This is a genomic window from Henriciella barbarensis, from assembly GCF_003576345.1.
In the GTDB taxonomy this organism is placed as follows: domain Bacteria; phylum Pseudomonadota; class Alphaproteobacteria; order Caulobacterales; family Hyphomonadaceae; genus Henriciella; species Henriciella barbarensis.
Genome location: NZ_QWGB01000007.1, coordinates 277,684 through 296,692 on the forward strand (window position 1 = coordinate 277,684; position 19,009 = coordinate 296,692).

18 protein-coding genes and 3 tRNA genes are annotated in these 19,009 nt (G+C 58.5%); 4 read left to right on the forward strand and 17 right to left on the reverse strand.

Translation table 11 applies throughout. The annotated features are described in order from the left end of the window. Position 1: 1 nt before the first annotated feature. From D1224_RS12275 to D1224_RS12315, 9 genes are all read right to left on the reverse strand, one after another. Entirely contained in the window at positions 2-1,291 is a 1,290-nt protein-coding gene (locus D1224_RS12275; protein ID WP_119380244.1) for a cystathionine gamma-synthase family protein, read from the reverse strand. Positions 1,292-1,430: 139 nt separating this feature from the next. Then, positions 1,431-2,822, reverse strand: a complete 1,392-nt coding sequence (locus tag D1224_RS12280) for a tetratricopeptide repeat protein (RefSeq protein ID WP_233350532.1) — start codon at positions 2,820-2,822, stop codon at positions 1,431-1,433. Positions 2,823-3,172: 350 nt separating this feature from the next. Then, positions 3,173-3,799, reverse strand: coding sequence for an energy transducer TonB (locus tag D1224_RS12285; RefSeq protein ID WP_119380245.1), 627 nt, complete (start codon positions 3,797-3,799; stop codon positions 3,173-3,175). A 9-nt stretch (positions 3,800-3,808) separates the two neighbouring features. Beyond that, entirely contained in the window at positions 3,809-4,225 is a 417-nt protein-coding gene (locus tag D1224_RS12290; RefSeq protein WP_233350533.1) for an ExbD/TolR family protein, read from the reverse strand. An 11-nt stretch (positions 4,226-4,236) separates the two neighbouring features. Next, positions 4,237-4,644 (reverse strand): ExbD/TolR family protein, encoded by a 408-nt coding sequence (locus tag D1224_RS12295; protein WP_119380247.1) that lies wholly within the window; start codon positions 4,642-4,644, stop codon positions 4,237-4,239. Beyond that, complete coding sequence (locus tag D1224_RS12300) at positions 4,644-5,159, reverse strand: MotA/TolQ/ExbB proton channel family protein (protein ID WP_119380248.1); 516 nt, start codon at positions 5,157-5,159, stop codon at positions 4,644-4,646. Before D1224_RS12300 ends, D1224_RS12295 begins: the two co-directional genes overlap by 1 nt. A gap of 30 nt (positions 5,160-5,189) precedes the next feature. Further along, a complete protein-coding gene (locus D1224_RS12305) occupies positions 5,190-6,596 on the reverse strand; it encodes a MotA/TolQ/ExbB proton channel family protein (protein ID WP_119380249.1) in 1,407 nt (468 codons plus the stop codon). Positions 6,597-6,622: 26 nt separating this feature from the next. Next, a complete protein-coding gene (locus D1224_RS12310; protein WP_119380250.1) occupies positions 6,623-7,402 on the reverse strand; it encodes a DUF3450 domain-containing protein in 780 nt (259 codons plus the stop codon). A 467-nt stretch (positions 7,403-7,869) separates the two neighbouring features. Next, positions 7,870-7,944: transfer RNA gene (locus D1224_RS12315), tRNA-Gln, on the reverse strand. A 148-nt stretch (positions 7,945-8,092) separates the two neighbouring features. Between D1224_RS12315 and D1224_RS12320 the strand changes: the two genes are divergently transcribed. From D1224_RS12320 to D1224_RS12330, 3 genes are all read left to right on the forward strand, one after another. Further along, positions 8,093-8,169: transfer RNA gene (locus D1224_RS12320), tRNA-Pro, on the forward strand. A gap of 117 nt (positions 8,170-8,286) precedes the next feature. Continuing rightward, positions 8,287-10,071 carry a signal peptide peptidase SppA gene (gene sppA / locus D1224_RS12325; protein WP_119380251.1) on the forward strand — a complete coding sequence of 595 codons (1,785 nt, stop codon included), beginning with the start codon at positions 8,287-8,289 and terminating at the stop codon, positions 10,069-10,071. Positions 10,072-10,181: 110 nt separating this feature from the next. Further along, positions 10,182-10,526, forward strand: a complete 345-nt coding sequence (locus D1224_RS12330) for a chorismate mutase (protein ID WP_119380252.1) — start codon at positions 10,182-10,184, stop codon at positions 10,524-10,526. On the opposite strand, the gene D1224_RS12335 is transcribed toward D1224_RS12330, so the two are convergent. After that, complete coding sequence (locus D1224_RS12335) at positions 10,475-10,858, reverse strand: Hpt domain-containing protein (protein ID WP_119380253.1); 384 nt, start codon at positions 10,856-10,858, stop codon at positions 10,475-10,477. The two genes, D1224_RS12330 and D1224_RS12335, sit on opposite strands and share 52 nt — an antisense overlap. A gap of 159 nt (positions 10,859-11,017) precedes the next feature. On the opposite strand from D1224_RS12335, the gene D1224_RS16510 reads away from it, so the two are divergent. Beyond that, on the forward strand, positions 11,018-11,161 hold the full coding sequence (locus D1224_RS16510; protein ID WP_182482280.1) for a hypothetical protein: 144 nt from the start codon (positions 11,018-11,020) through the stop codon (positions 11,159-11,161). Positions 11,162-11,268: 107 nt separating this feature from the next. On the opposite strand, the gene acs is transcribed toward D1224_RS16510, so the two are convergent. The 7 genes from acs to tuf all read right to left on the reverse strand — a co-directional run. Further along, on the reverse strand, positions 11,269-13,218 hold the full coding sequence (gene acs / locus D1224_RS12340; protein WP_119380254.1) for an acetate--CoA ligase: 1,950 nt from the start codon (positions 13,216-13,218) through the stop codon (positions 11,269-11,271). Between the two features lie 129 nt (positions 13,219-13,347). Beyond that, complete coding sequence (locus D1224_RS12345; protein ID WP_233350534.1) at positions 13,348-14,136, reverse strand: copper resistance protein B; 789 nt, start codon at positions 14,134-14,136, stop codon at positions 13,348-13,350. Positions 14,137-14,144: 8 nt separating this feature from the next. Further along, entirely contained in the window at positions 14,145-16,220 is a 2,076-nt protein-coding gene (locus D1224_RS12350; protein WP_119380256.1) for a copper resistance system multicopper oxidase, read from the reverse strand. A gap of 80 nt (positions 16,221-16,300) precedes the next feature. Then, entirely contained in the window at positions 16,301-16,729 is a 429-nt protein-coding gene (locus tag D1224_RS12355) for a hypothetical protein (RefSeq protein WP_119380257.1), read from the reverse strand. Between the two features lie 81 nt (positions 16,730-16,810). Continuing rightward, positions 16,811-16,886: transfer RNA gene (locus D1224_RS12360), tRNA-Trp, on the reverse strand. A 73-nt stretch (positions 16,887-16,959) separates the two neighbouring features. Then, on the reverse strand, positions 16,960-17,709 hold the full coding sequence (locus D1224_RS12365) for a sulfotransferase domain-containing protein (RefSeq protein WP_119380258.1): 750 nt from the start codon (positions 17,707-17,709) through the stop codon (positions 16,960-16,962). 109 nt (positions 17,710-17,818) lie between these two features. Continuing rightward, a partial coding sequence (gene tuf / locus D1224_RS12370; protein WP_119377896.1) for an elongation factor Tu occupies positions 17,819-19,009 on the reverse strand: 1,191 nt, incomplete at its 5' end.

Sequence of the window (19,009 nt, forward strand, 5' to 3'; positions counted from 1 at the left end):
CCTAGACCTTTTCCAGGGCCTGTTCGAGGTCGACCAGAAGATCTTCTGGCGCCTCGACGCCCACCGAGAAACGCACAAGGCCATCGGTGAAGCCAATCCGTTTACGGATCTCTTCATCCACACCTGAGTGGGTCGTCGAACCTGGATGACACATCAGGCTTTCGGTACCCCCAAGGCTGACAGCCAACTTAACCAGCTGGAGATTGTCGAGCAGCCGGAACGCCGCTTCCTTGCCGCCTTTAACATCAAACGAAAAGGTTGAACCCGCGGCCTCGCACTGTTCGTCAAAAACCTTGCGTTGCGGGTCGCCTTCTTCAAGAAAAGCCGGGTACATGACCTTGCCGATTTTCGGGTGGTCGCGCAGGAACTCCGCACAGATACGGGCATTGTCGAACGCTTTCTCCATACGCATGCGAACCGTTTCCAGCGATCGCGTCAGCAGCCAGCAAGTATGGGCATCGAGCGTTGTGCCAAGATAGTTACGTACACGGCGGATCTTGGCGATGACCGCTTCGCTGCCGATCGCTGCACCGCCAACGAGGTCAGAGTGACCGCCGATATATTTGGTGAGCGAGTAGAGCGCGATGTCGGCGCCATGCTTGATTGGAAGGTGGCCGATCGGGCCCATCATGGTGTTGTCGCACATGATGACCGGGCGATGGCCCGTTTCCTTTTCAATCGTGTCGGCCACGCGTTTGCAGGCCGCGATATCGACCAGCGCATTAGTCGGATTAGCGGGTGATTCAGTGAAGATGACGCTAAGTGGCCCGGTCTTGGCGGCCTCACGGGCGCGTTCGAGCATCTTCTCCTCGCTCGCCCACGCATCCATCTCGAACGGCGTCACGCCAAAGTCCGGCATGAAGCTGCGCATGAAGACTTCAGTACCGCCATAAAGCGGGCTGGAGTGCAGTATAGTGGTCCCTGCCCCGGCACAGGCGAGCAGCGCCGTCGTGATCGCGCCCATACCAGACGAGAAGACAAGCGCCATTTCGCCCGCATCATAAAGGGTGAGGCGATCCTCCAGCACTTCCATGTTCGGATTGTTGAAGCGCGTATAGATGAGATCGGCTTCTTCCGGATCGTCGGCGAGGCGCTTTCCGGCCAGCTGGCGGAACAGGGCTTCGCCATCGCGGGCCGATTTGAAGGCGAACGTCGAAGTCATGAAAATCGGCGGTTTGATCGAGTTTTCCGACATGGCCGGATCGAAACCGTATCCCATGACCAGGGATTCAGGCTTCAGCTTATGCTCGCCAATCTTGCGCTTGCGATAATGTTTGTCGGGCTTGCTCATCAGAGATGTCCTTTGAATTGGTTGGTTGCAACTGAAACCATTTACCGGCGCGGTTCAAGCTTTCCCATGTGGGCTGAAATGAAAAACCCCGGTGCCTTTTCAAGCACCGGGGTCTTCGCTTCAGATTTGCAAGAGCTGCTTAGCTGCCGCTGATCCGCTGGAATTCTTCGCGGGCCTCAGCAAGACGCTCATCGACCGTTGCACAGGCTTCCGGCGCGTTGCCTTCACCCAGAACGGCAAGCTGCTCACAGCGACGCTTCTCGTTTTCGGTGTCCTGAACAAGGCTTTGCGCCTCGAAGCGGACAAGGGCGACCTCGGTCTGCTCTTCAGAGCGCATGAAGGCGAGCCAACCGCGGCCACCACGATTATTGGCATTGGAGAAAGCTTCGCGGGCGCCGGCACGGTCGTCGCGCTCATAGCGGGACTGGCCAATCAGGACCCAGGCAAGACCACGATCCTGCACACCGCCGGTGTTGATCGCACGGACCAGTGCCTCTTCTGCCTTTTCCCACTGCTGCAGCTCAGCGTATGAGCGACCAAGACGCTCATACATGGCGCCGCTATTGTTCATGCGGGCCGCTTCTTCGATGACTGGGATGGCACGGTCAAATTCACGGGCAACCTGATACAGGTTCGCGAGCAGTTCCATACGCTCATAGGTCTTGGAAACACGGCCGGCATTCATTTCCTTTTCGAGGACCTGAGCCGCCTGATACGGCGCATTGAAGCGGTTGTAGAAGTTCACAATCCGCATGATCTCTTCCTCTTTGGTGAGGATACCACCGAGATACATGGCTTTCTGGACTTCAAACGCCTTACGCTCCTGCTCGCCTGCGAAATAGTCGCCAGCGATGGCGTCCCAGAGACGACGTTCATTCGGGTTGCGCGCAAGGAGCGTCTCGAGGAGTTCTGCCTTTTTTGCGCGCTGGCCCGTCTCGTCATAAAGATAGATCAGGAAATCATATACCTGGCGCTCTGCATTCGGACCGTCTTCGCGGAAAACCTGCTCGGCCCAGCGGAGCGCTTCCTGGTTGCGGTCGAGCTTCTGGTTGACGACAGCCAGCTGCCACTTGGCATCGCGGTCCGGGGCCCCACCTGCCTGCACCCATTTCTGGGAGTATTCCAGAGCCTTATTGAGATTGTTCTGGCTCAGATAGATCTGGAAGATGTTGTAATAGGTGGTCTTGCGCTCACTGGCCGGGATGTAACCCTGATTGATGGCAGATTCGAGATCGCGAACGGCGCCTGCATAGTCGCCAGCCTCAATCTTGATCGCAGCGCCGAGCTTCAGCACAGCGCCCTGCTCATAGCAGTTCAGTTCCTGATTGCGCAGCTGGCCGAGAACACCAAGTGCCGCTTGGGCATTCTGGTTCTGCAGGAGCTCCGTCTCGGCCTTGAGGTAAAGCTCACCGGTGGTCGAGCTGAATTCGGTGGCTTCACAATTGGCGGACTGCGCCATCGCAGCGCCAGCGCCCATGGCGCACATCGCGCCAACGATGACAGCACTCTTAAGAACGGTCTTGATTCCCATGGTGTCTCACTCCTTTTCGCCGATTGCGGCGGAAACTCACTCATGCACGTCACCTGCAGGCTCAACGTGCATCTGCCTGAAATTGATCCGCCGGCGATATATCTGTTTTATCGGCAGTTAGCGTCACTTCGCTTCGTCATAAGATATGCTTGCTCAGGCCCGCCACGTCAACGCTTCAGCAGCCAGCCAGCACACTCAATTCCCTGCGCTATCCGGATTCGGGAAGAAACATCCCGCCCTTCGCGTGCAAGGGGTGTAACGTCGATGGACTCGCCTCTGCCGGGTAGGCCGAGATGCAAAAAGCCCGGCCACAACAGCCGGGCTTTCCTGATTTGTGTTGCCGACCGGAATTAGCCGTCGAGGCGGAAATCCAGCGGATAGACCACGTTGCGACGCTCTGCTGGCTGACCGCGAACGATCTTCGGCGCGAACTCGACGCGCTGGACAGCACGTTCGGCCTCACGTTTGAAGATGCTGTCGCTGCAACTCGCCGACACATTGTACGGACGACCGCGCGTGTCCACATCGAAGTGAACGTCACAGGTACCCTCGATCCCACGCTCAGCTGCACGCCGAGGATAGGTCGGAACCGGTGGACGGATCGGCTGAGCATCACGGTCCGAGATGGCAACCGGGTCGATCGCAAGCGAGTCGAGACGGTCAACATTGAGTTCCGTTGGCGCAGCACCCTGAATGTTCGGCGTCGGCAGATCAATATCTGAACGCGAAGCCGACATCTTTGGCGGTGGCGGCGGCTTGTCCGCGGAATCGAGCCGTTGTGGCTTGTTCCGAGCGCGTGTCCGCACCTCCTGGCTGTCGTCTGCTGGCGTGATACGCTCCAGTACGCGCTGCTCGACATTTTCGGGCTGCTCGTAGTCCTGGTTGATCATCTTGTACATGAACGTGAACAGCGCAAACACCACGATCGCCGCGAGAGGAATACCAATGATCAAGCGAATGATTGGATTGGAAAACATGTGTTTCTCCTACTCCTTCTCGACGGAAACCGGCACAGCGGTCAAACCATCTTCGTTATAGATGATCTCCATCAGGGAAATCAGAACACCTGCGTCGGAATCCTCGTCCGCCTGGACGACGAGGCGTCCCTTCGGATTGTCTTCGCGAAGCTCGCGAATACGGAAACCAACTTCCTGCAGAGTCACCACTTCCTTGTCGATGTAGATATCGCTCTCTTCGTCGATTGCGATCAGAATGCCGAGCGGGTTCTGCCTCTCGGCATTGTCCACGTCGGTTCTGCTGATGTCGACACCCGGTTCCTTGATGAACTGCGCCGTCACAATGAAGAAAATGAGGAGGATGAACACCACGTCAAGCATGGGCGTGAGGTTTACATCGTCTTCAGCGGACGAATCGGACGCCAAAATACGTTTTCTACGTGCCATATTCCGGTCTCCTAACCTTCACTCTGAACGATGTTCACCCGGCTCATCTGGGCATTGTATGCCTCGTCACGGATCTTCACGATCGTGCCGGTGCGAGCCCGAGGGTGAGCCTGGATGATCAGCGCGCTTTCAGGGTTTTCAGCCCGCAGACGCTCCATGTTCGCCCGAACACCTCCGATGTCCGTCAGACGGCCGTTGACGGTAATGAGGTTATCCTCACCAACGTAAACGAGAATGGCCGTGTCATCCGGATTACTTTCCGCCTGAGAAGGCGGCGGCGGTGGTTCGAGACCAAGGGCCTCTTCCTGGATGAATGTCGATGTCACGATGAAGAAGATGAGAAGGATGAAAACCACATCCAGCATCGGCGTTAGATCGACGCTTGCCTCATCGGCCTGTTTCGATTGTCTGCCTCGCATTATGCAATCTCCATTTCGTCTTCCACACCCTGCACCAGGCGATTGACCTTGCGGTCCATGCCAGAGGTGAACAGGATACCGGAGATGGATGCGACCATCCCTGCCATGGTCGGAATTGTCGCACGCGACACACCGCCAGACATGGATTTAGCATCGGCACCGTCGGTGATTGCCATGACGTCAAACACTGCGACCATGCCGGTCACCGTGCCCAGAAGACCGAGCAGCGGAGCAAGCGCCACCATTGCCTTGGTCATCTGCACGTTCGCTTCAGCTTTCATCCGGACTTCCGAGATCAGCTTGTCGCGAACCCAGTGCGCCAGCACCGATTTACGATCCGACCGGGCGTTCCACTCGTCGATCGCTTCTTTAGCGACCGACTTGTGGGCCAGGCGGAAATAGAACAGCCGTTCCAGAATAAGCGCCCACATGATGAATGTCGCCACCATGATGACGAGCAGGACGGGCCCGCCACGCGCAAGGAATTCTTCAAGCTGGTTAAGTCCTAGTCCCATAAGGGTACCTCCCGAAGGAGGTGACGGCTGTTAGGCCGTCACCGTGTTGGACTCTGCGCGCTCAGCAACGAGACCGGCGGCTTGCTCATCGAGGATCTGCTGGTTGCCACGTGCCATGGAGGACGCGATGGCGTGGAGCAGAAGCAGCGGAATAGCTGCGACAAGACCAAGAACCGTCGTCATGAGAGCAACCGAGATACCGCCTGCCATCAGCTTAGGATCGCCGGCACCGAAGTTGGTAATGGCGGTAAAGGTGATGATCATACCGATAACCGTACCGAGAAGGCCGAGAAGCGGTGCAACAGCGGCGAGAACCTTAACGACGTCGTTGAAACGCTCGATTTTCGGCGATTCGCGGAGGATCTGCTCGTCGAGCTTGAGCTCGAGCGATTCGAGGTCCTGATGCTTGTTCTTCTCATAAGCCTCGAAGACTCGGGCCAGCGGGTTGCCGGTGCCTGCCTTGCGGGTCTTTGCGGTGCGGCGCATCGCCGACCCCATGAGGAAGAGCGTAACGATCTTGAAGAGTGCGAACACTGCACCAACCGCAAGAAGGAACAGGATCACGGCACCAACCGGACCACCCTGCTGGATGCGCTGCTCGAGGGTCGGCATTTCGCCGGCGACTGCGAACAGGTCGCCCTTGGACGGGTCGATCGGCGTAATGACGGTTTCACCTGGCTCAGAGTTGATCAGGCTGCGCATCGCAGAAGCGAAGCTGCCGCTTGGCTGTGCCTTGAGAACGCGCAGGTAAGGCTCGTCCGTGCCGTCGGTGATGACCTCAACGAAGCGGACATCATCGGTGGTGGCAGCGGTAAAGATGCCAACGCGCATCAGTTCAACGTCTGCGACTTCGCCTTCTGGGCCAGCACCAGCAACCGACGTGGTGAAGGTCTTGACCTCAGACTGGGCGATCATCTCCTGAAGCATGGCTTTAGGAAGAGCGTCCAGATCTTCGCGAGTTGGAAGCGAACGGGCTTCGGAAACTTCGGCGAGTTTCTCGGCACGGCCACCATACTCGTAATTGGAGAGCGATTCGCGAATGATCGGCATCGTCTCACCAGCGGCGGTACGGAACTGACCAAGCAGTTCGCCGAAGTCGCCGGCCTGGGTTTCAAGCTCAGCAGACAGCTCGGACAGTTGACGCTCATTCTCGTCGAACTCTGCCGAGAATGCCTGGCCGCGAGCCTCAGCAGCCTGGAGCTGCGAGCGGGCTTCGGACATGCGCGACTGCTGTTCAGCCGTTTCCTGACGGAATTCCTGAAGACGGCGCTGGTCCTCGGCCGACATCTGTTGGGAATCCTGCTGAACGCGGCGCAGAATGTCGCTCAGCGAGACATTGCTGTTTTGCGCCACGGCAGGTGCGGTGATTGCAAATGCAGATCCTGCAACAAGCGCTGCCGCGCCAAGGGTCTGCAGAGACTTCTTAAAGTTTTTCATCTCATATTCCTCTGGATCGGTTGCGCTTAAATTTCGACATCAAGCTTGGAAGCCGGCGCGTACAGAACGCTAGGCGTCGTGGTGCCCTTGGCGACCTTGATCGCGGTCGCGATGTCTTCCTTGAAGCGGTTCTCGACCGGCACCCACTGCTCTTCGTTACGGTCCCAGCGGGCTGCATAACGGCGGTCAGGTGACATATAGACGAGAGCGACGCGGCCATAGAGGAACATGTCGACCATCACGGAATTGCCGTTGATGTCGATTTCTTCCGGCCAGGTGTCGATCGTGCGGCCGTATTCCATCTCGGATTTGTAAGCCTCAACGATCAGGCGGTACTGCTCGACGATCGGGACCTGCGCGTTTTCCATCGCGGCGCGAAGGTTTGCAATTCGCTCCATGCGGTCTTCGGTGCGGAACGGAAGGTCCGCCTGAACGAAGGCCTCAAGGTCTGAAATCATGTCGAGAAGCATTGGCGTGGTTTGCGCGGTGATCTCATCAACGCGGCCAAGCTGCTCCGTAAGCGATTCAAGCTCACGACGCTGGCTTTCAACAACTTTCTCTTGCTGGCGCGCATAAAGCTGCGCTGCCTGGGTGCGCTGGAGAAGCGTGCGGAATTCGCTCACCAGGTCGGAACGCTGATCATCAAGCTGATTGATCTGCTCCTGCACCTGCTCGGCTCTGCGGGTTGCCTGTTCGCCGGTCTCAAGCGCCTGGCGCAATTGGCTTTGCGCCACTGCTGGCATAGCCAGCCCGGCAATAAGAGCCGCCGCGATAACACCCCGCGCCGGTGTCAGTACTTCTTTCATGAGGTTTGCCTCTCACTCTCCGAATGGTCGTGCAGAACGAAGCTGCACGGTGAAATTCCGAAACGGCCTGCACCCCCTGAACGGTGGGCCGCTACTCTATGCTCAACCCGGAAACACACATAATCCCGGCAGTTCGGAGGCGGACATCCTTCAGACACCCGGCACCTCCCCATTTTTGCGGAGCGCTCTGTCGCACTCTTCTGTTCTCGACTTGATCCGGCAATACCGTCGGTATTCAAGCGCCATGTGAACCGGACGGTAGCAACACGTCTGGTGTGGATCAATGGGTCTTGCTTGCCGTTAAAACGCTAAGTGGATCAAATCGCAAGCACAATCCCGTATCGCAGTAGGTGCGAGGCGCGTTTTGCGCTCGTTGGGCGTAATTTCGGCTTGGAATGTCACCTGAGAGGCGTTTGCGCGCCCACTTTTTGTGCAAGCGCGAAACGGTCATCATCAAAGGAAGAGAGTGGCTGGGGTACCAGGATTCGAACCTGGGAATGTCGATACCAAAAACCGATGCCTTACCACTTGGCGATACCCCAACATCTCAGGAATGGCGGGTCATACTCAAACTGTATGACGGTTGCAACTCCCCTCTTCAGACAATGACAGTAGAACCGATTGCAGCACACCCCGGTCGCCCTTCTTGTCAGTATTTCTGCGCTCATATATAGCGGCGCGCTCTGATGTCGGAACATAGCTCAGCCTGGTAGAGCACCGTCTTCGGGAGGCGGGGGTCGGAGGTTCGAATCCTCCTGTTCCGACCATTCAGCTCTCGCGATGCGATTGAGCCAATAAAATATACCGCCGACATCTGCCCTTTACTTTTATTCGATATGGCTCATATCGTTAACCGATAAGAACGGGTTTGGAGACTATTTATCGTGAAGACTTTTTTCACAGCCTTCGGCGGCGCTATCATCGGCACCATCCTGGGTGCAGTATTGCTGGCCTTTCTGGCAGCGGCGATGATTGGCGGTTTTGTCAATTCCCAGCTGTCCTCCTTCCAGAGCGATGGAAGTGCGTCGGGCAACACTGTCCTGACGCTCGATCTGCGCGATGAACTTTCCGATCAGCCGGCCACGCAAGGTCTCGGCGCTATTTTCGGTCAGAAGGGCTTTGTAAATGTCCTCACACGTCTGGACGCAGCGCGCACGGATGAAAATGTCAAAGGTGTTCTTGTTCGGGCGAGCGAATATTCAGTCGGGTCTGCACGCGCTGAAGAGCTGCGCGATTCGATTCTGCGGCTTCGCGAGGCTGGCAAATTCGTCGTCGTATCTTCTCAGGGCACGTATGCGGGGGGGCCATCAGCGCTTCGCGCGGTCGCTGCCGCTGATGAAATCTGGGTTCAGCCAGGCGGTGATTACCTGCCAGGCGGCATTGTGTTTGAAACCCTGTTCTTCAAGGATCTTCTGGACCGCCTGAACGTCACCGCAGAGATCGAGCAGTTCTACGAGTACAAGAACGCACCCAACGTCTACAAGCAGACCGGGTACACCGAGCCTCACCGCGAAGCGATGACGGCGCTCGCTGATTCGCTCTGGACCGTTTCGCTCGAGGACATCGCAACTGATCGCGGGATTGACCTGGCAAACCTGCGCAACGCGCTGACCTCTGGTCCGCTCAGCCCGCAAGCCATGATCGATGCGGGTATCGCAGACAAGCTTGGCTGGCCTGAAGATGCAATCGCAGCAGCCAAGGAACGCGCGGGCGAAAACGCGCAACTCCTGGAGATCCTGGAGTATACGCCCTCATCTGCGCCACTTGGCTCGAAGATGATCGCTGTTGTTGGCGGCGAGGGCCCGATCGTGACGGGCGGTGCTTCAGGCGATCTCATCAATGCCGGATCAGCCTTTGCTTCGGACATGATCGCAAACGCCATCCTTGAGGCGGGCCGCGATGACGATGTCTCAGCAATTGTATTCCGTGTCGATAGCCCCGGTGGCTCCCCGACCGCCTCTGACCAGATCTGGAACGCCATCGAGACCATCCAGCGCGAAACGGAAAAGCCGATAGTCGTATCCATGGGCTCAGTTGCGGCATCGGGCGGCTATTATGTCTCAACCGGCGCGGATTGGATTATGGCAAGCCGCTCGACCATCACTGGTTCTATCGGTATCTTCGGCGGCAAACTCGCCGTGGCAGAGGGCCTTCGCCAGATTGGCGTCAACGCGGAGACCGTATCCGTCGGGGGACCATTTGCTGGTGCTCTGTCCACGCTGGACGGTTTCACCGATGAGCAACGCACCATGCTGACCGCCTGGCTTGAACGAGGCTATGACCGCTTCATTGGCCTCGTTGCTGAGGGTCGCGACATGAGCGTTCAGGAAGTCGACGATATCGCCCGCGGACGGGTCTGGTCCGGTGCTGACGCTCTCGACGTCGGCCTCGTCGATGAGATTGGCGGTCTGATGGACGCGATCGCAAAAGCTCGTGAGCTTGCAGCGATCGATGAAGACACCGCAACGCGCGTGAAGTTCTATCCCATCCCACAGGGCGGCATACCGGGTCTTGGCCCGATGAGCGAAGCCTCAGCGGCCGATCTGCAAACCCTCGCCCGCATCAGCGCGATTCTCGACGATGAGCGCGTGCAGATGCTGATCGAACAAGGCGGTATGATGCAGGATGCTCCGATCCAGGCCCGCGGACCAATGATGATTGAGCGCTAGACAGGTCGAGCCCGATACGAGTTTCAGGCGGGTGGGCCTGTGTCCGCCCGCTTGATCGCCGCGATCGGGCCGTCTAACCCGCCTCACAGACAAACGGGATTGATGGGCAGATGAGCGAAAGTTCCTCCGGCAACGAGCGTCGACACACGGCTGAAACGGCCGAAACGATGGCTGACGTCCGATACGAAATCGACCGGCTGGACCGGATTCTTGTCGCCCTGCTTCAGGAACGCCAATCCTTCATGAACGCTGCAGCCCGCATCAAGGGGTCACGGACTATCGTCCATGACCGCGCTCGCATTGAGGATGTTGTGACCAAGGTTCTTGCAGAATCAGAACGTCAGGGCCTCTCGCCGGCGATCGCAGAGCCGGTCTGGCGGACGCTGATCGATCGCTGCATCGCCTATGAGTTCGAGGCTTTCGACGCTCTCAAGCCAGGTCTCGACAAGGCATGAGAGACGCGGCTGCACGCCTCTAGCGCGCGACTGAGCTGATCCTTCACATCATTCAGAAGAAGCGCCGCACCGGCCGGACTTGGCGGCGTGCTCCGACCCGCCCGTTCAGCGGCCTCACAGCTGGCAGCGAGGTCTTCAGCACCAATGCTGAGCGCCGCACCTTTAAGCGTGTGTGCGGCATCTGCCCATTGCGACGGCTCCGCCCGCGGGTCGAGCATACGGGACCAGATCTGCGCCTGCTGCTGGAAGATGCCGATAACCTCATCTGCCAGGTCTGCATCACCTCCCGTCATGGACAGTAGATGGTCAATGTTGATCGGCAAGTCGGCCATTGTGGCAAGTCCAGTTCTGATGGCGTGCTGAAAGAGCAGTCTTGCACTCTATCCCTTATCCTGCAGTTAAGCGGGAATCGCTTGCCATCCTCGACAGTTGCGATTGCAAACGGTCGCCAAAATCGCTATTATGAGAATTCAAAGTGGTAGGGAAAAATCATGATCACGCTTCTTGTCACGCTGCGCGACTTCTTCGTCGCCATCCTGATTAGCTGGCTTGGCCTCACGGCAGAGCCTGCAGACAAGCAGGCCCAGCAAGAGCCCGCACAGCCGCAAACGGCAACCCTGACGGTATTTCGCTAGACTTATTGCGCTGCCCGGCAGACTCGTCGGCGCATCTGGCAAGGTAAAACAAAAGTAGGCGCGAGACTTTCGTCCCGCGCCTTTTCTGATTCTACCTGTTCGACTGCCTAGCCCTTGTTCTGGCGCCCATCGATCAACTGATCGACCACTTCAGGCTCCGCCAGCGTCGAGGTATCACCAAGATTGCCAAAATCGTCCTCTGCAATCTTGCGCAGAATACGGCGCATGATCTTGCCGGAACGGGTCTTTGGCAGCCCGGATGAAAACTGAATGAGGTCCGGGCTCGCAATCGGACCAATTTCGGAACGGACATGCTTGATCAGTTCCTTCTTTAGAGCCTCATCGCCTTCAATACCCTGCACGGTCGTGACATAGGCATAGATCCCCTGCCCCTTGATGTCGTGCGGATAGCCAACCACGGCGGCCTCAGCCACCGCATCATGAGCCACCAGCGCGCTTTCGACTTCTGCGGTGCCCATCCGGTGCCCAGAAACGTTGATGACGTCGTCCACCCGACCGGTAATCCAGTAGAAGCCGTCCGCATCGCGCCGACAGCCGTCGCCGGTAAAGTAATTGCCCGGATAGGCTGAGAAGTACGTGTCTACGAAGCGCTGATGGTCTCCATAGACTGTCCGCATCTGGCCCGGCCAGCTGCCAGTGATGATAAGGTTGCCCTGTGTTGCGCCTTCCAGAACTTCGCCTTCCGCGTCGACCAGCTTTGGCACGACACCAAAGAAGGGGTGCGAGCCAGCGCCCGGCTTCATCATCGTTGTACCCGGCAGCGGCACGATCATCGTTCCGCCGGTCTCCGTCTGCCACCAGGTGTCGACGATGGGGCAGCGACTGTCGCCGACAGTCCTGAAATACCATTCCCAGGCTTCCGGATTTATCGGCTCACCCACCGTGCCCAGCAGGCGCAGTGATGACCGGTCCGTTGATTTTACCGGGCCATCGCCTTCGCGCATGAGGGCGCGAATCGCTGTCGGCGCCGTGTAGAAGATCGTCACCCCGTGCTTGTCGCAGGCTTCCCAGAAGCGCGACGGCGACGGATAGGTCGGCACGCCTTCAAACATCACCGACGTCGCCCCGTTCGCGAGCGGTCCGTAGACGATATAGGTGTGGCCCGTGACCCAGCCGACATCTGCCGAGCACCAGAAAACGTCGTCTTCCTTGAGGTCGAAGACGTATTCATGGGTCATCGACGCCCAGACCAGATATCCACCGCAAGTGTGCAGGACGCCCTTCGGCTTGCCGGTGGAGCCTGACGTATAGAGAATGAAAAGCGGGTCCTCGGCATTCATTGGCTCTGCCGCGCAGGTATCGGCCACATCCGCGCCAATCTCATGCAACCAGACGTCCCGGCCTTCAGTCATTTCGATATCGTCGCCCGTGCGCTCGACCACGAGAACTTTCTCTACCATACCCTTGGCAAGGTCGCAGGCCTTGTCGGTGTTGGCCTTCAAGGGGATCGTCCGTCCACCGCGCACACCTTCGTCGGCCGTGATCACGAACTTCGATTCGCAGTCCATGATCCGGCCAGCAAGCGCCTCTGGCGAGAAGCCGCCAAAGACCACCGAATGGACCGCGCCGATCCGCGCGCAGGCGAGCATCGCCATGGCAGCCTCGGGGATCATCGGCATGTAAAGCGTGACGCGGTCGCCCTTTTTGACGCCCATTTCCTTGAGCACATTCGAGAAGCGGCAGACCGCATGGTAGAGCTGACGATAGGTCAGCGTATGGCTGTCGTCAGGCTCATCGCCTTCCCAGATGATTGCTGGTTTGTCGCCGCGCGTTTCCAGCTGACGGTCAAGGCAGCTTTCGGTGACGTTCAGTGTGCCGTCGGCGAACCACCGCACGTGCAGGTCGCCCTGATCCCAGGATACGTCTTTCACTTGCGTGAACGGCTCCATCCACTCGATTCGTTTGCCATGTTCAGCCCAGAAGGACTCGGAATCCTCTACGGAAGCCTTGTACATTTCGGCGTACTTTTCGGGCGTGAGATTGGCCTGTCTGGCAAAGGCCTCTGGCACGGGATGATTGGACACGTCCTGGCTCATGATCGATGCGGCTCCCTTTAGACTTTTTTAGAGGCCACCCGAAGACGAGCGGCCTCTTTTTCTGGCATCAACATGCGCTCTGAGACATCCAATGTGAACCCCGGCCGCATGGTCAATCTGCGCCCCGCCCTAATACCAGGCGCGAATACCGACCAGCAGAGCGGTCGCATCCGTTTTGCCACCAGCCGCTTCGATAAAATCCGCCGTCCGGCCAAAACTGCGCTGGTATTCAACACCGATATAGGGCGCGAACTCCCGCTCGATCTCATAGCGAAGGCGAAGCCCCGCGCTCAGCGACACCAGGCCAGAGCCGGTTTCGAGCTCAGGAATGTCCTGCGCGGAAAACTCCATCTCGGCGCGCGGTTGCAGGATGAGCCGCTGGGTCAGCAACAACTCATACTCTGTCTCAACACGCGAGATGAGGTCGCCGTCCGCAGAGAGGAAGGCAGCCGCATCGACTTCGAACAGATAGGGCGCAAGACCCTGGACGCCTGCAACGGCGTGCGTTCGCCCCCCTGGCTCAAAGTCTTGCCTGACACCGAGCTGGAGATCGAAGTAAGGTGAGATGGCACGGGACCATAGCGCCTGTACCTCTGCCTCTTCAAGCTCGCCTTCATCTGGCAGGTATTCGAGCTCTGTCTTGAACCAGAGCTTGTTTATATCGCCGCCAATCCAGGCATTACCATCAAGCAGCAGGACATCCTCATCATCGAAGGCTTGCAGCTCGAACCGTTCGGCCAGGAGATAGGTGGTGCGAAGGTCGCCATGGCTCGCCAGCACCTGATCGCGGGCCTCAGTCATTTCAGCCTCGCCCCAAATCTCGTCGGCCTGCCCCCATGGCTTCTGAGCATCCTGCGATACTGCCGCAGGCATCGCACAAAGCGCTACAATTGCTGCGAGCGCTAAATGCCTGATCATCGACCGTCTCATTGGTGACCTCCATGATCCTTGTGCTGGCCCCTATCATGGCCCTCATGCTGCATGCCTGAGTGCTCATCACGGCTCATGGCCCGGTGATCCATATTACCTTGGTTCATCTCCCCATGGTTCATGTCGCCCTGCTGGCTGTGGTCCATACCTTCATGGCCCTTATGACCCTGATGGCTTTCCGCGGGAGCGGCGGCCGCGCCGCCAGCCTTTGGAATGACAGATACGACATTCATCATGCCGGCATGCATGTGGAACAGGAGATGGCAGTGAAAGGCCCAGTCGCCCACATGCTCTGACGAGACGTCAAAACCGACCTTTTCTCCGGGCTTCACGATAACGGTATGCTTGCGCGGGCGATGATTGCCGGCATCGTTCTCCAGCTCGAAAAACATGCCGTGCAGGTGGATCGGGTGCGGCATCATCGTGTCATTGACGAGCATGAAGCGAACCCGCTCACCCTCATTCAGGCGAATGGCCTCGGTTACCTCGGAGAACTTCACACCGTTGAACGACCACATATAGCGGTGCATGTTCGAGGTGAGATGGATCTGGAGTTCGCGCTCCGGCGGCCGGGTATCATAATTTGGCTCCAGCGAGCGCAGGTCCGCATAGGTCAGGACGCGATGGTCAACGTCCTCAAGGCCGATTCCGGGCTCGTCTAGACGGCTGACGGGCATCATGGCCAAGCCGGCGACACCCGGCCCGTCAGGGTGGTTATGGGCCTGCACATCGCCATTCGTGGCCGACATATCGTGTCTCGAATGCTCCACCTCCGGCATGTCATGACCAGAATGATCCACATCTGACATACCGTCATGGTTTGAATGATCCATTTCGGGCGTCTCGTGCCCCTCGTGGCTCATACCGCCCATATCGTGTCCGTCATGCGGCATGGCAGCTGCCTCATTCTGCCCGGACGTCTTGTCCGACATGGAATGGGCACCATGGCTGCCATGGTCCATCGCCATATCTTTCATGGTGAGTGTCGGCACGGCGCGCAGCGCTGGCGCTTCTGCTCGCATGCCAGCACACGGCCCAAGGGTCGCGACAGCCTGCCCCGAGCGATCAATCGATTCGGCTACGAAGGCGTAGGCCTTGGCGTCCTGTGGCTCGATGATGACGTCATAGGTTTCAGCGACGCCAATCTGGAACTCGTCCGTTTCGACAGGCCTGACGTTCAGGCCATCTGCCGCGACCACCGTCATCGGCAGACCGGATAGACGGACATTGAAGATCGACATGGCCGATGCATTGATAATGCGCAGGCGCACGCGCTCGCCCGGCTCAAAGACTCCGTTCCAGTTGTCGTAGGTTGAGTGGCCATTGATGAGGTAGGTATAGGTCGCACCGGTGACGTCAGCGATGTCGCGCGGGCTCATCCGCATGCTGCCCCACATGGCGCGGTCCGCCAGCGCGTCGCCAAAACCCTCTTTAGCAGCATCGTCAGCAAAGTCGCCGAGTGTGCGCTGGTTGAAGTTATAGGTCTCAGCTGATGCTTTCAGCTTTTCAAAGATCCGGTGCGGATGCTCGAAACTCCAGTCCGAAAGAACCATGACATATTCGCGGTCCGCGGTGACGGGGTCGGCGCCAGCCGGGTCGATAACCAGTGGGCCGTAGTGGCCCTGCTGCTCCTGTAGACCGGAATGCGAGTGGTACCAGTAGGTCCCCGACTGCGGCACGGCGAACTTGTACTGGAAGGTCTCTCCCGGCTTGATGCCTGGGAAGGAAACGCCGGGCACGCCGTCCATATGAAAAGGCACGAGAAGACCATGCCAGTGGATGCTGGTATCGGCCCTCAGGCGATTGGTGACGTTCAGGGTCACTTCTTCACCTTCGCGAAAACGGATAAGCGGCGCCGGCAGCGTTCCATTTACACCGACGGCGTGTCCCATCTTACCGCCGATGTTTACGGCGAATTCGCCGATATCGAGGTCAAACTTGTTGCCCGTCAGCGTGGTGATGCCGGTATTGCCGTCTGCCGCGCTGCGGGCCCATGCCGGCAGCAGTCTGGCACTGCCAATCGCAGCGCCGGAGCCAAGTGCGGCGCTCAGGAATGATCTTCTATTGAACATTGTGAAATTAGTCTTTCATCTTGATCTTGAACGGAAAAATTGCGGCACCACGAATAAGGGCTGCATCTGCCGTGCAAGGATCAGATGAGAAGGCTGATTTTCTGATGAGTGAGCGTGTCTCGACGAATAGGCGGTTCGTCCCCGGGCGGCCACTCAGCGCGTTCGGGGATGTCCTTCTCCGCATCGAACTGCAAGGCCGCGGGAATGACGAAGACTTGCGCCGGAAGCTTTTCGACTACCGGCGTCAGGTCGGGCGCGATCGAGATGCGGTTCAGCAGCGAGCGGGCACAGCCCTCGCAATCCTCGCTCCCATGATCATGTGCCGGGGCCGGTTCCTCGGACGCCATATGATGCGCATGGTCGTGCTGGTGATGCTCCATGGCCGGCATGGCGGGCGCCGGCTCAGCAGGCGTGGACGCACCAGCCGAGAACACCGCGCAGCCAATCAGGCCCGCGCTCACGAAGAGAGCAAGCAGACACAGGCCAAGGAGTCGAAGCAACGTGGTCATCGAACTGAGAATAAGGGGCGTGGGGCCATTGGCAACGTGGCAAACCATCAAAGGGCCACCAAAGCATGCTGGAAATCCGCCTGGCACGGGCACTAGGACTTGAACCCAGGACCTGCGGTTTTGGAGACCGCCGCTCTACCAGCTGAGCTATACCCGCTCAGGCGAAGCGGTGTAATGCCTGATCAGGCGATCAGTTGCAACAGCCCAGATGGGCTGTCCTGCAAATCGCCTCAGACACTCCACGGCCACTTGTCCCAGCCAAGCAACCTGCGCGTCTCCTGCGCATCAAACTTATAGGCATCCTCGAGAAATGTTCTGTCTGCTGGTGAGAGACTATCGCTGTCACTGGCGCTATTGTGACGCGGTTCCGGCTCGAAGGCGAAGCGGTCAACACCGAGGAAGTCCGTTACCTTGTCGAGAGTCTCCTGAGGGGATTTGGAAAGGTATTCGCTGCGCAGAAAGAGAAGCTGCTCATCGCGGAAGAGGCGCTGAAGGTTGCGGACCTGATGGGCGTAGTAACCACGGGCAACCTGACTGCGCTCACGGTCCTGTTTGGGCAGGCTGCGGCGTGCCCGCCCGCGCTCTGTGCGGATGGCGTCGGAGAAGCTAGCGCCTTCACGCTGCAGCCGCTTGTCCATGCGAAAGTGTGACCAGGCGCGCTCGACCGGGTCACGCAGCAGGGTGATCACCTTGATCTCTGGATTATAGCGCCAGAGCCGCTCCAGTGAGCCGGTCCACCAGGTGAGGATAGGTGTAGCTTCCCCGAGGATCGCGCCTTCTGTCCGGCGCGCCCAGTCGAACTGGCGGTGATAGATCGCGTAGTCGATTGGCGGGATATTCGTTGGCGGACGCTTGTCGAAGAAGTGAACCTCCTTCTTCTTTGCCATCGAAATACCGGGGTGTTGGCGCAGATAGGCGTCAAGCGAGGTGGTCCCGCCCTTCTGGACGCCGGCAATCATGAAATCGATACGCTTTGACATGCGCCTCTGTTGGCAAAAGCTGCCCTGATCAGCAATGGAAAAAAGGGCCGCCTCTTCCGAGACGGCCCTTCTTGTCTGTTTTCCAGCCTCTTCTGAGAGGCTAGAGGTCTTAGTTGGAGACGCTGGAGACGACGCCTGCACCGACGGTGCGGCCGCCTTCGCGGATCGCGAAGCGAAGACCCTGGTCCATGGCGATCGGTGCGATGAGCTCGACTTCCATTTTGACGTTGTCGCCCGGCAGGACCATTTCCTTGTCCGCTGGAAGCTTCACAACACCGGTGACATCAGTCGTACGGAAGTAAAACTGTGGACGGTAGTTGGTGAAGAATGGCGTGTGACGGCCACCCTCTTCCTTGGTCAGGATGTAGGCTTCTGCCTCGAACGTGGTGTGCGGGGTGATCGAACCTGGCTTACAGAGAACCTGGCCACGCTCAACGCCTTCACGGTCGATGCCGCGGATCAGTGCGCCAATGTTGTCGCCTGCCTGGCCCTGGTCGAGCAGCTTGCGGAACATCTCAACGCCCGTAACGGTCGTCTTCTGCGTGTCGCGGATACCGACAATCTCGACTTCCTCGCCAACCTTGACGATGCCCGTCTCGACGCGGCCGGTCACAACCGTACCACGGCCGGAGATCGAGAACACGTCCTCGACCGGCATCAGGAACGGCTTGTCCAGTGGACGGTCAGGGGTCGGGATGTACTCGTCGACAGCCTTCATCAGCTCGAGGATCTTCTCCTTGCCGATGTTCTCGTCGCGGCCTTCGACAGCTGCGAGCGCAGAACCGGAAACGATCGGAATGTCGTCGCCCGGGAAGTCGTAGGAGGACAGAAGCTCACGGACTTCCATCTCGACGAGCTCGAGGAGCTCTTCGTCGTCGACCTGGTCAACCTTGTTGAGGAACACGACAAGGGCAGGCACGCCAACCTGGCGGGCCAGCAGGATGTGCTCGCGGGTCTGCGGCATCGGGCCGTCAGCTGCGTTCACAACCAGGATCGCGCCGTCCATCTGGGCAGCACCGGTGATCATGTTCTTCACATAGTCAGCGTGGCCCGGGCAATCGACGTGCGCATAGTGACGGTCGTCCGTCTCATACTCGACGTGCGCGGTGTTGATGGTGATGCCGCGTGCTTTTTCTTCCGGCGCGTTGTCGATGTCCGCATAGGACTTCGCTGCACCGCCATAAACTTCTGCAAGCGTCATCGTGATCGCTGCCGTCAGCGTTGTCTTGCCATGGTCAACATGGCCGATCGTGCCGATGTTTACGTGCGGCTTGTTCCGCGCAAACTTCTCTTTGGCCAT

Excerpts from the sequence above, each read along its gene's own strand:
- D1224_RS16510 (WP_182482280.1), top strand. The coding sequence starts at position 11,018 with ATGATCACGCTTCTTGTCACGCTGCGCGACTTCTTCGTCGCCATCCTG.
- D1224_RS12290 (WP_233350533.1), bottom strand. The coding sequence starts at position 4,225 with ATGGCACGTAGAAAACGTATTTTGGCGTCCGATTCGTCCGCTGAAGAC.
- D1224_RS12350 (WP_119380256.1), bottom strand. The coding sequence starts at position 16,220 with ATGTTCAATAGAAGATCATTCCTGAGCGCCGCACTTGGCTCCGGCGCT.
- D1224_RS12295 (WP_119380247.1), bottom strand. The coding sequence starts at position 4,644 with ATGCGAGGCAGACAATCGAAACAGGCCGATGAGGCAAGCGTCGATCTA.
- D1224_RS12365 (WP_119380258.1), bottom strand. The coding sequence starts at position 17,709 with ATGTCAAAGCGTATCGATTTCATGATTGCCGGCGTCCAGAAGGGCGGG.
- D1224_RS12300 (WP_119380248.1), bottom strand. The coding sequence starts at position 5,159 with ATGGGACTAGGACTTAACCAGCTTGAAGAATTCCTTGCGCGTGGCGGG.
- D1224_RS12310 (WP_119380250.1), bottom strand. The coding sequence starts at position 7,402 with ATGAAAGAAGTACTGACACCGGCGCGGGGTGTTATCGCGGCGGCTCTT.
- D1224_RS12285 (WP_119380245.1), bottom strand. The coding sequence starts at position 3,799 with ATGTTTTCCAATCCAATCATTCGCTTGATCATTGGTATTCCTCTCGCG.
- D1224_RS12335 (WP_119380253.1), bottom strand. The coding sequence starts at position 10,858 with ATGGCCGACTTGCCGATCAACATTGACCATCTACTGTCCATGACGGGA.
- D1224_RS12280 (WP_233350532.1), bottom strand. The coding sequence starts at position 2,822 with ATGGGAATCAAGACCGTTCTTAAGAGTGCTGTCATCGTTGGCGCGATG.
- D1224_RS12355 (WP_119380257.1), bottom strand. The coding sequence starts at position 16,729 with ATGACCACGTTGCTTCGACTCCTTGGCCTGTGTCTGCTTGCTCTCTTC.
- D1224_RS12345 (WP_233350534.1), bottom strand. The coding sequence starts at position 14,136 with ATGATCAGGCATTTAGCGCTCGCAGCAATTGTAGCGCTTTGTGCGATG.
- acs (WP_119380254.1), bottom strand. The coding sequence starts at position 13,218 with ATGAGCCAGGACGTGTCCAATCATCCCGTGCCAGAGGCCTTTGCCAGA.
- D1224_RS12275 (WP_119380244.1), bottom strand. The coding sequence starts at position 1,291 with ATGAGCAAGCCCGACAAACATTATCGCAAGCGCAAGATTGGCGAGCAT.
- D1224_RS12305 (WP_119380249.1), bottom strand. The coding sequence starts at position 6,596 with ATGAAAAACTTTAAGAAGTCTCTGCAGACCCTTGGCGCGGCAGCGCTT.
- D1224_RS12330 (WP_119380252.1), top strand. The coding sequence starts at position 10,182 with ATGAGCGAAAGTTCCTCCGGCAACGAGCGTCGACACACGGCTGAAACG.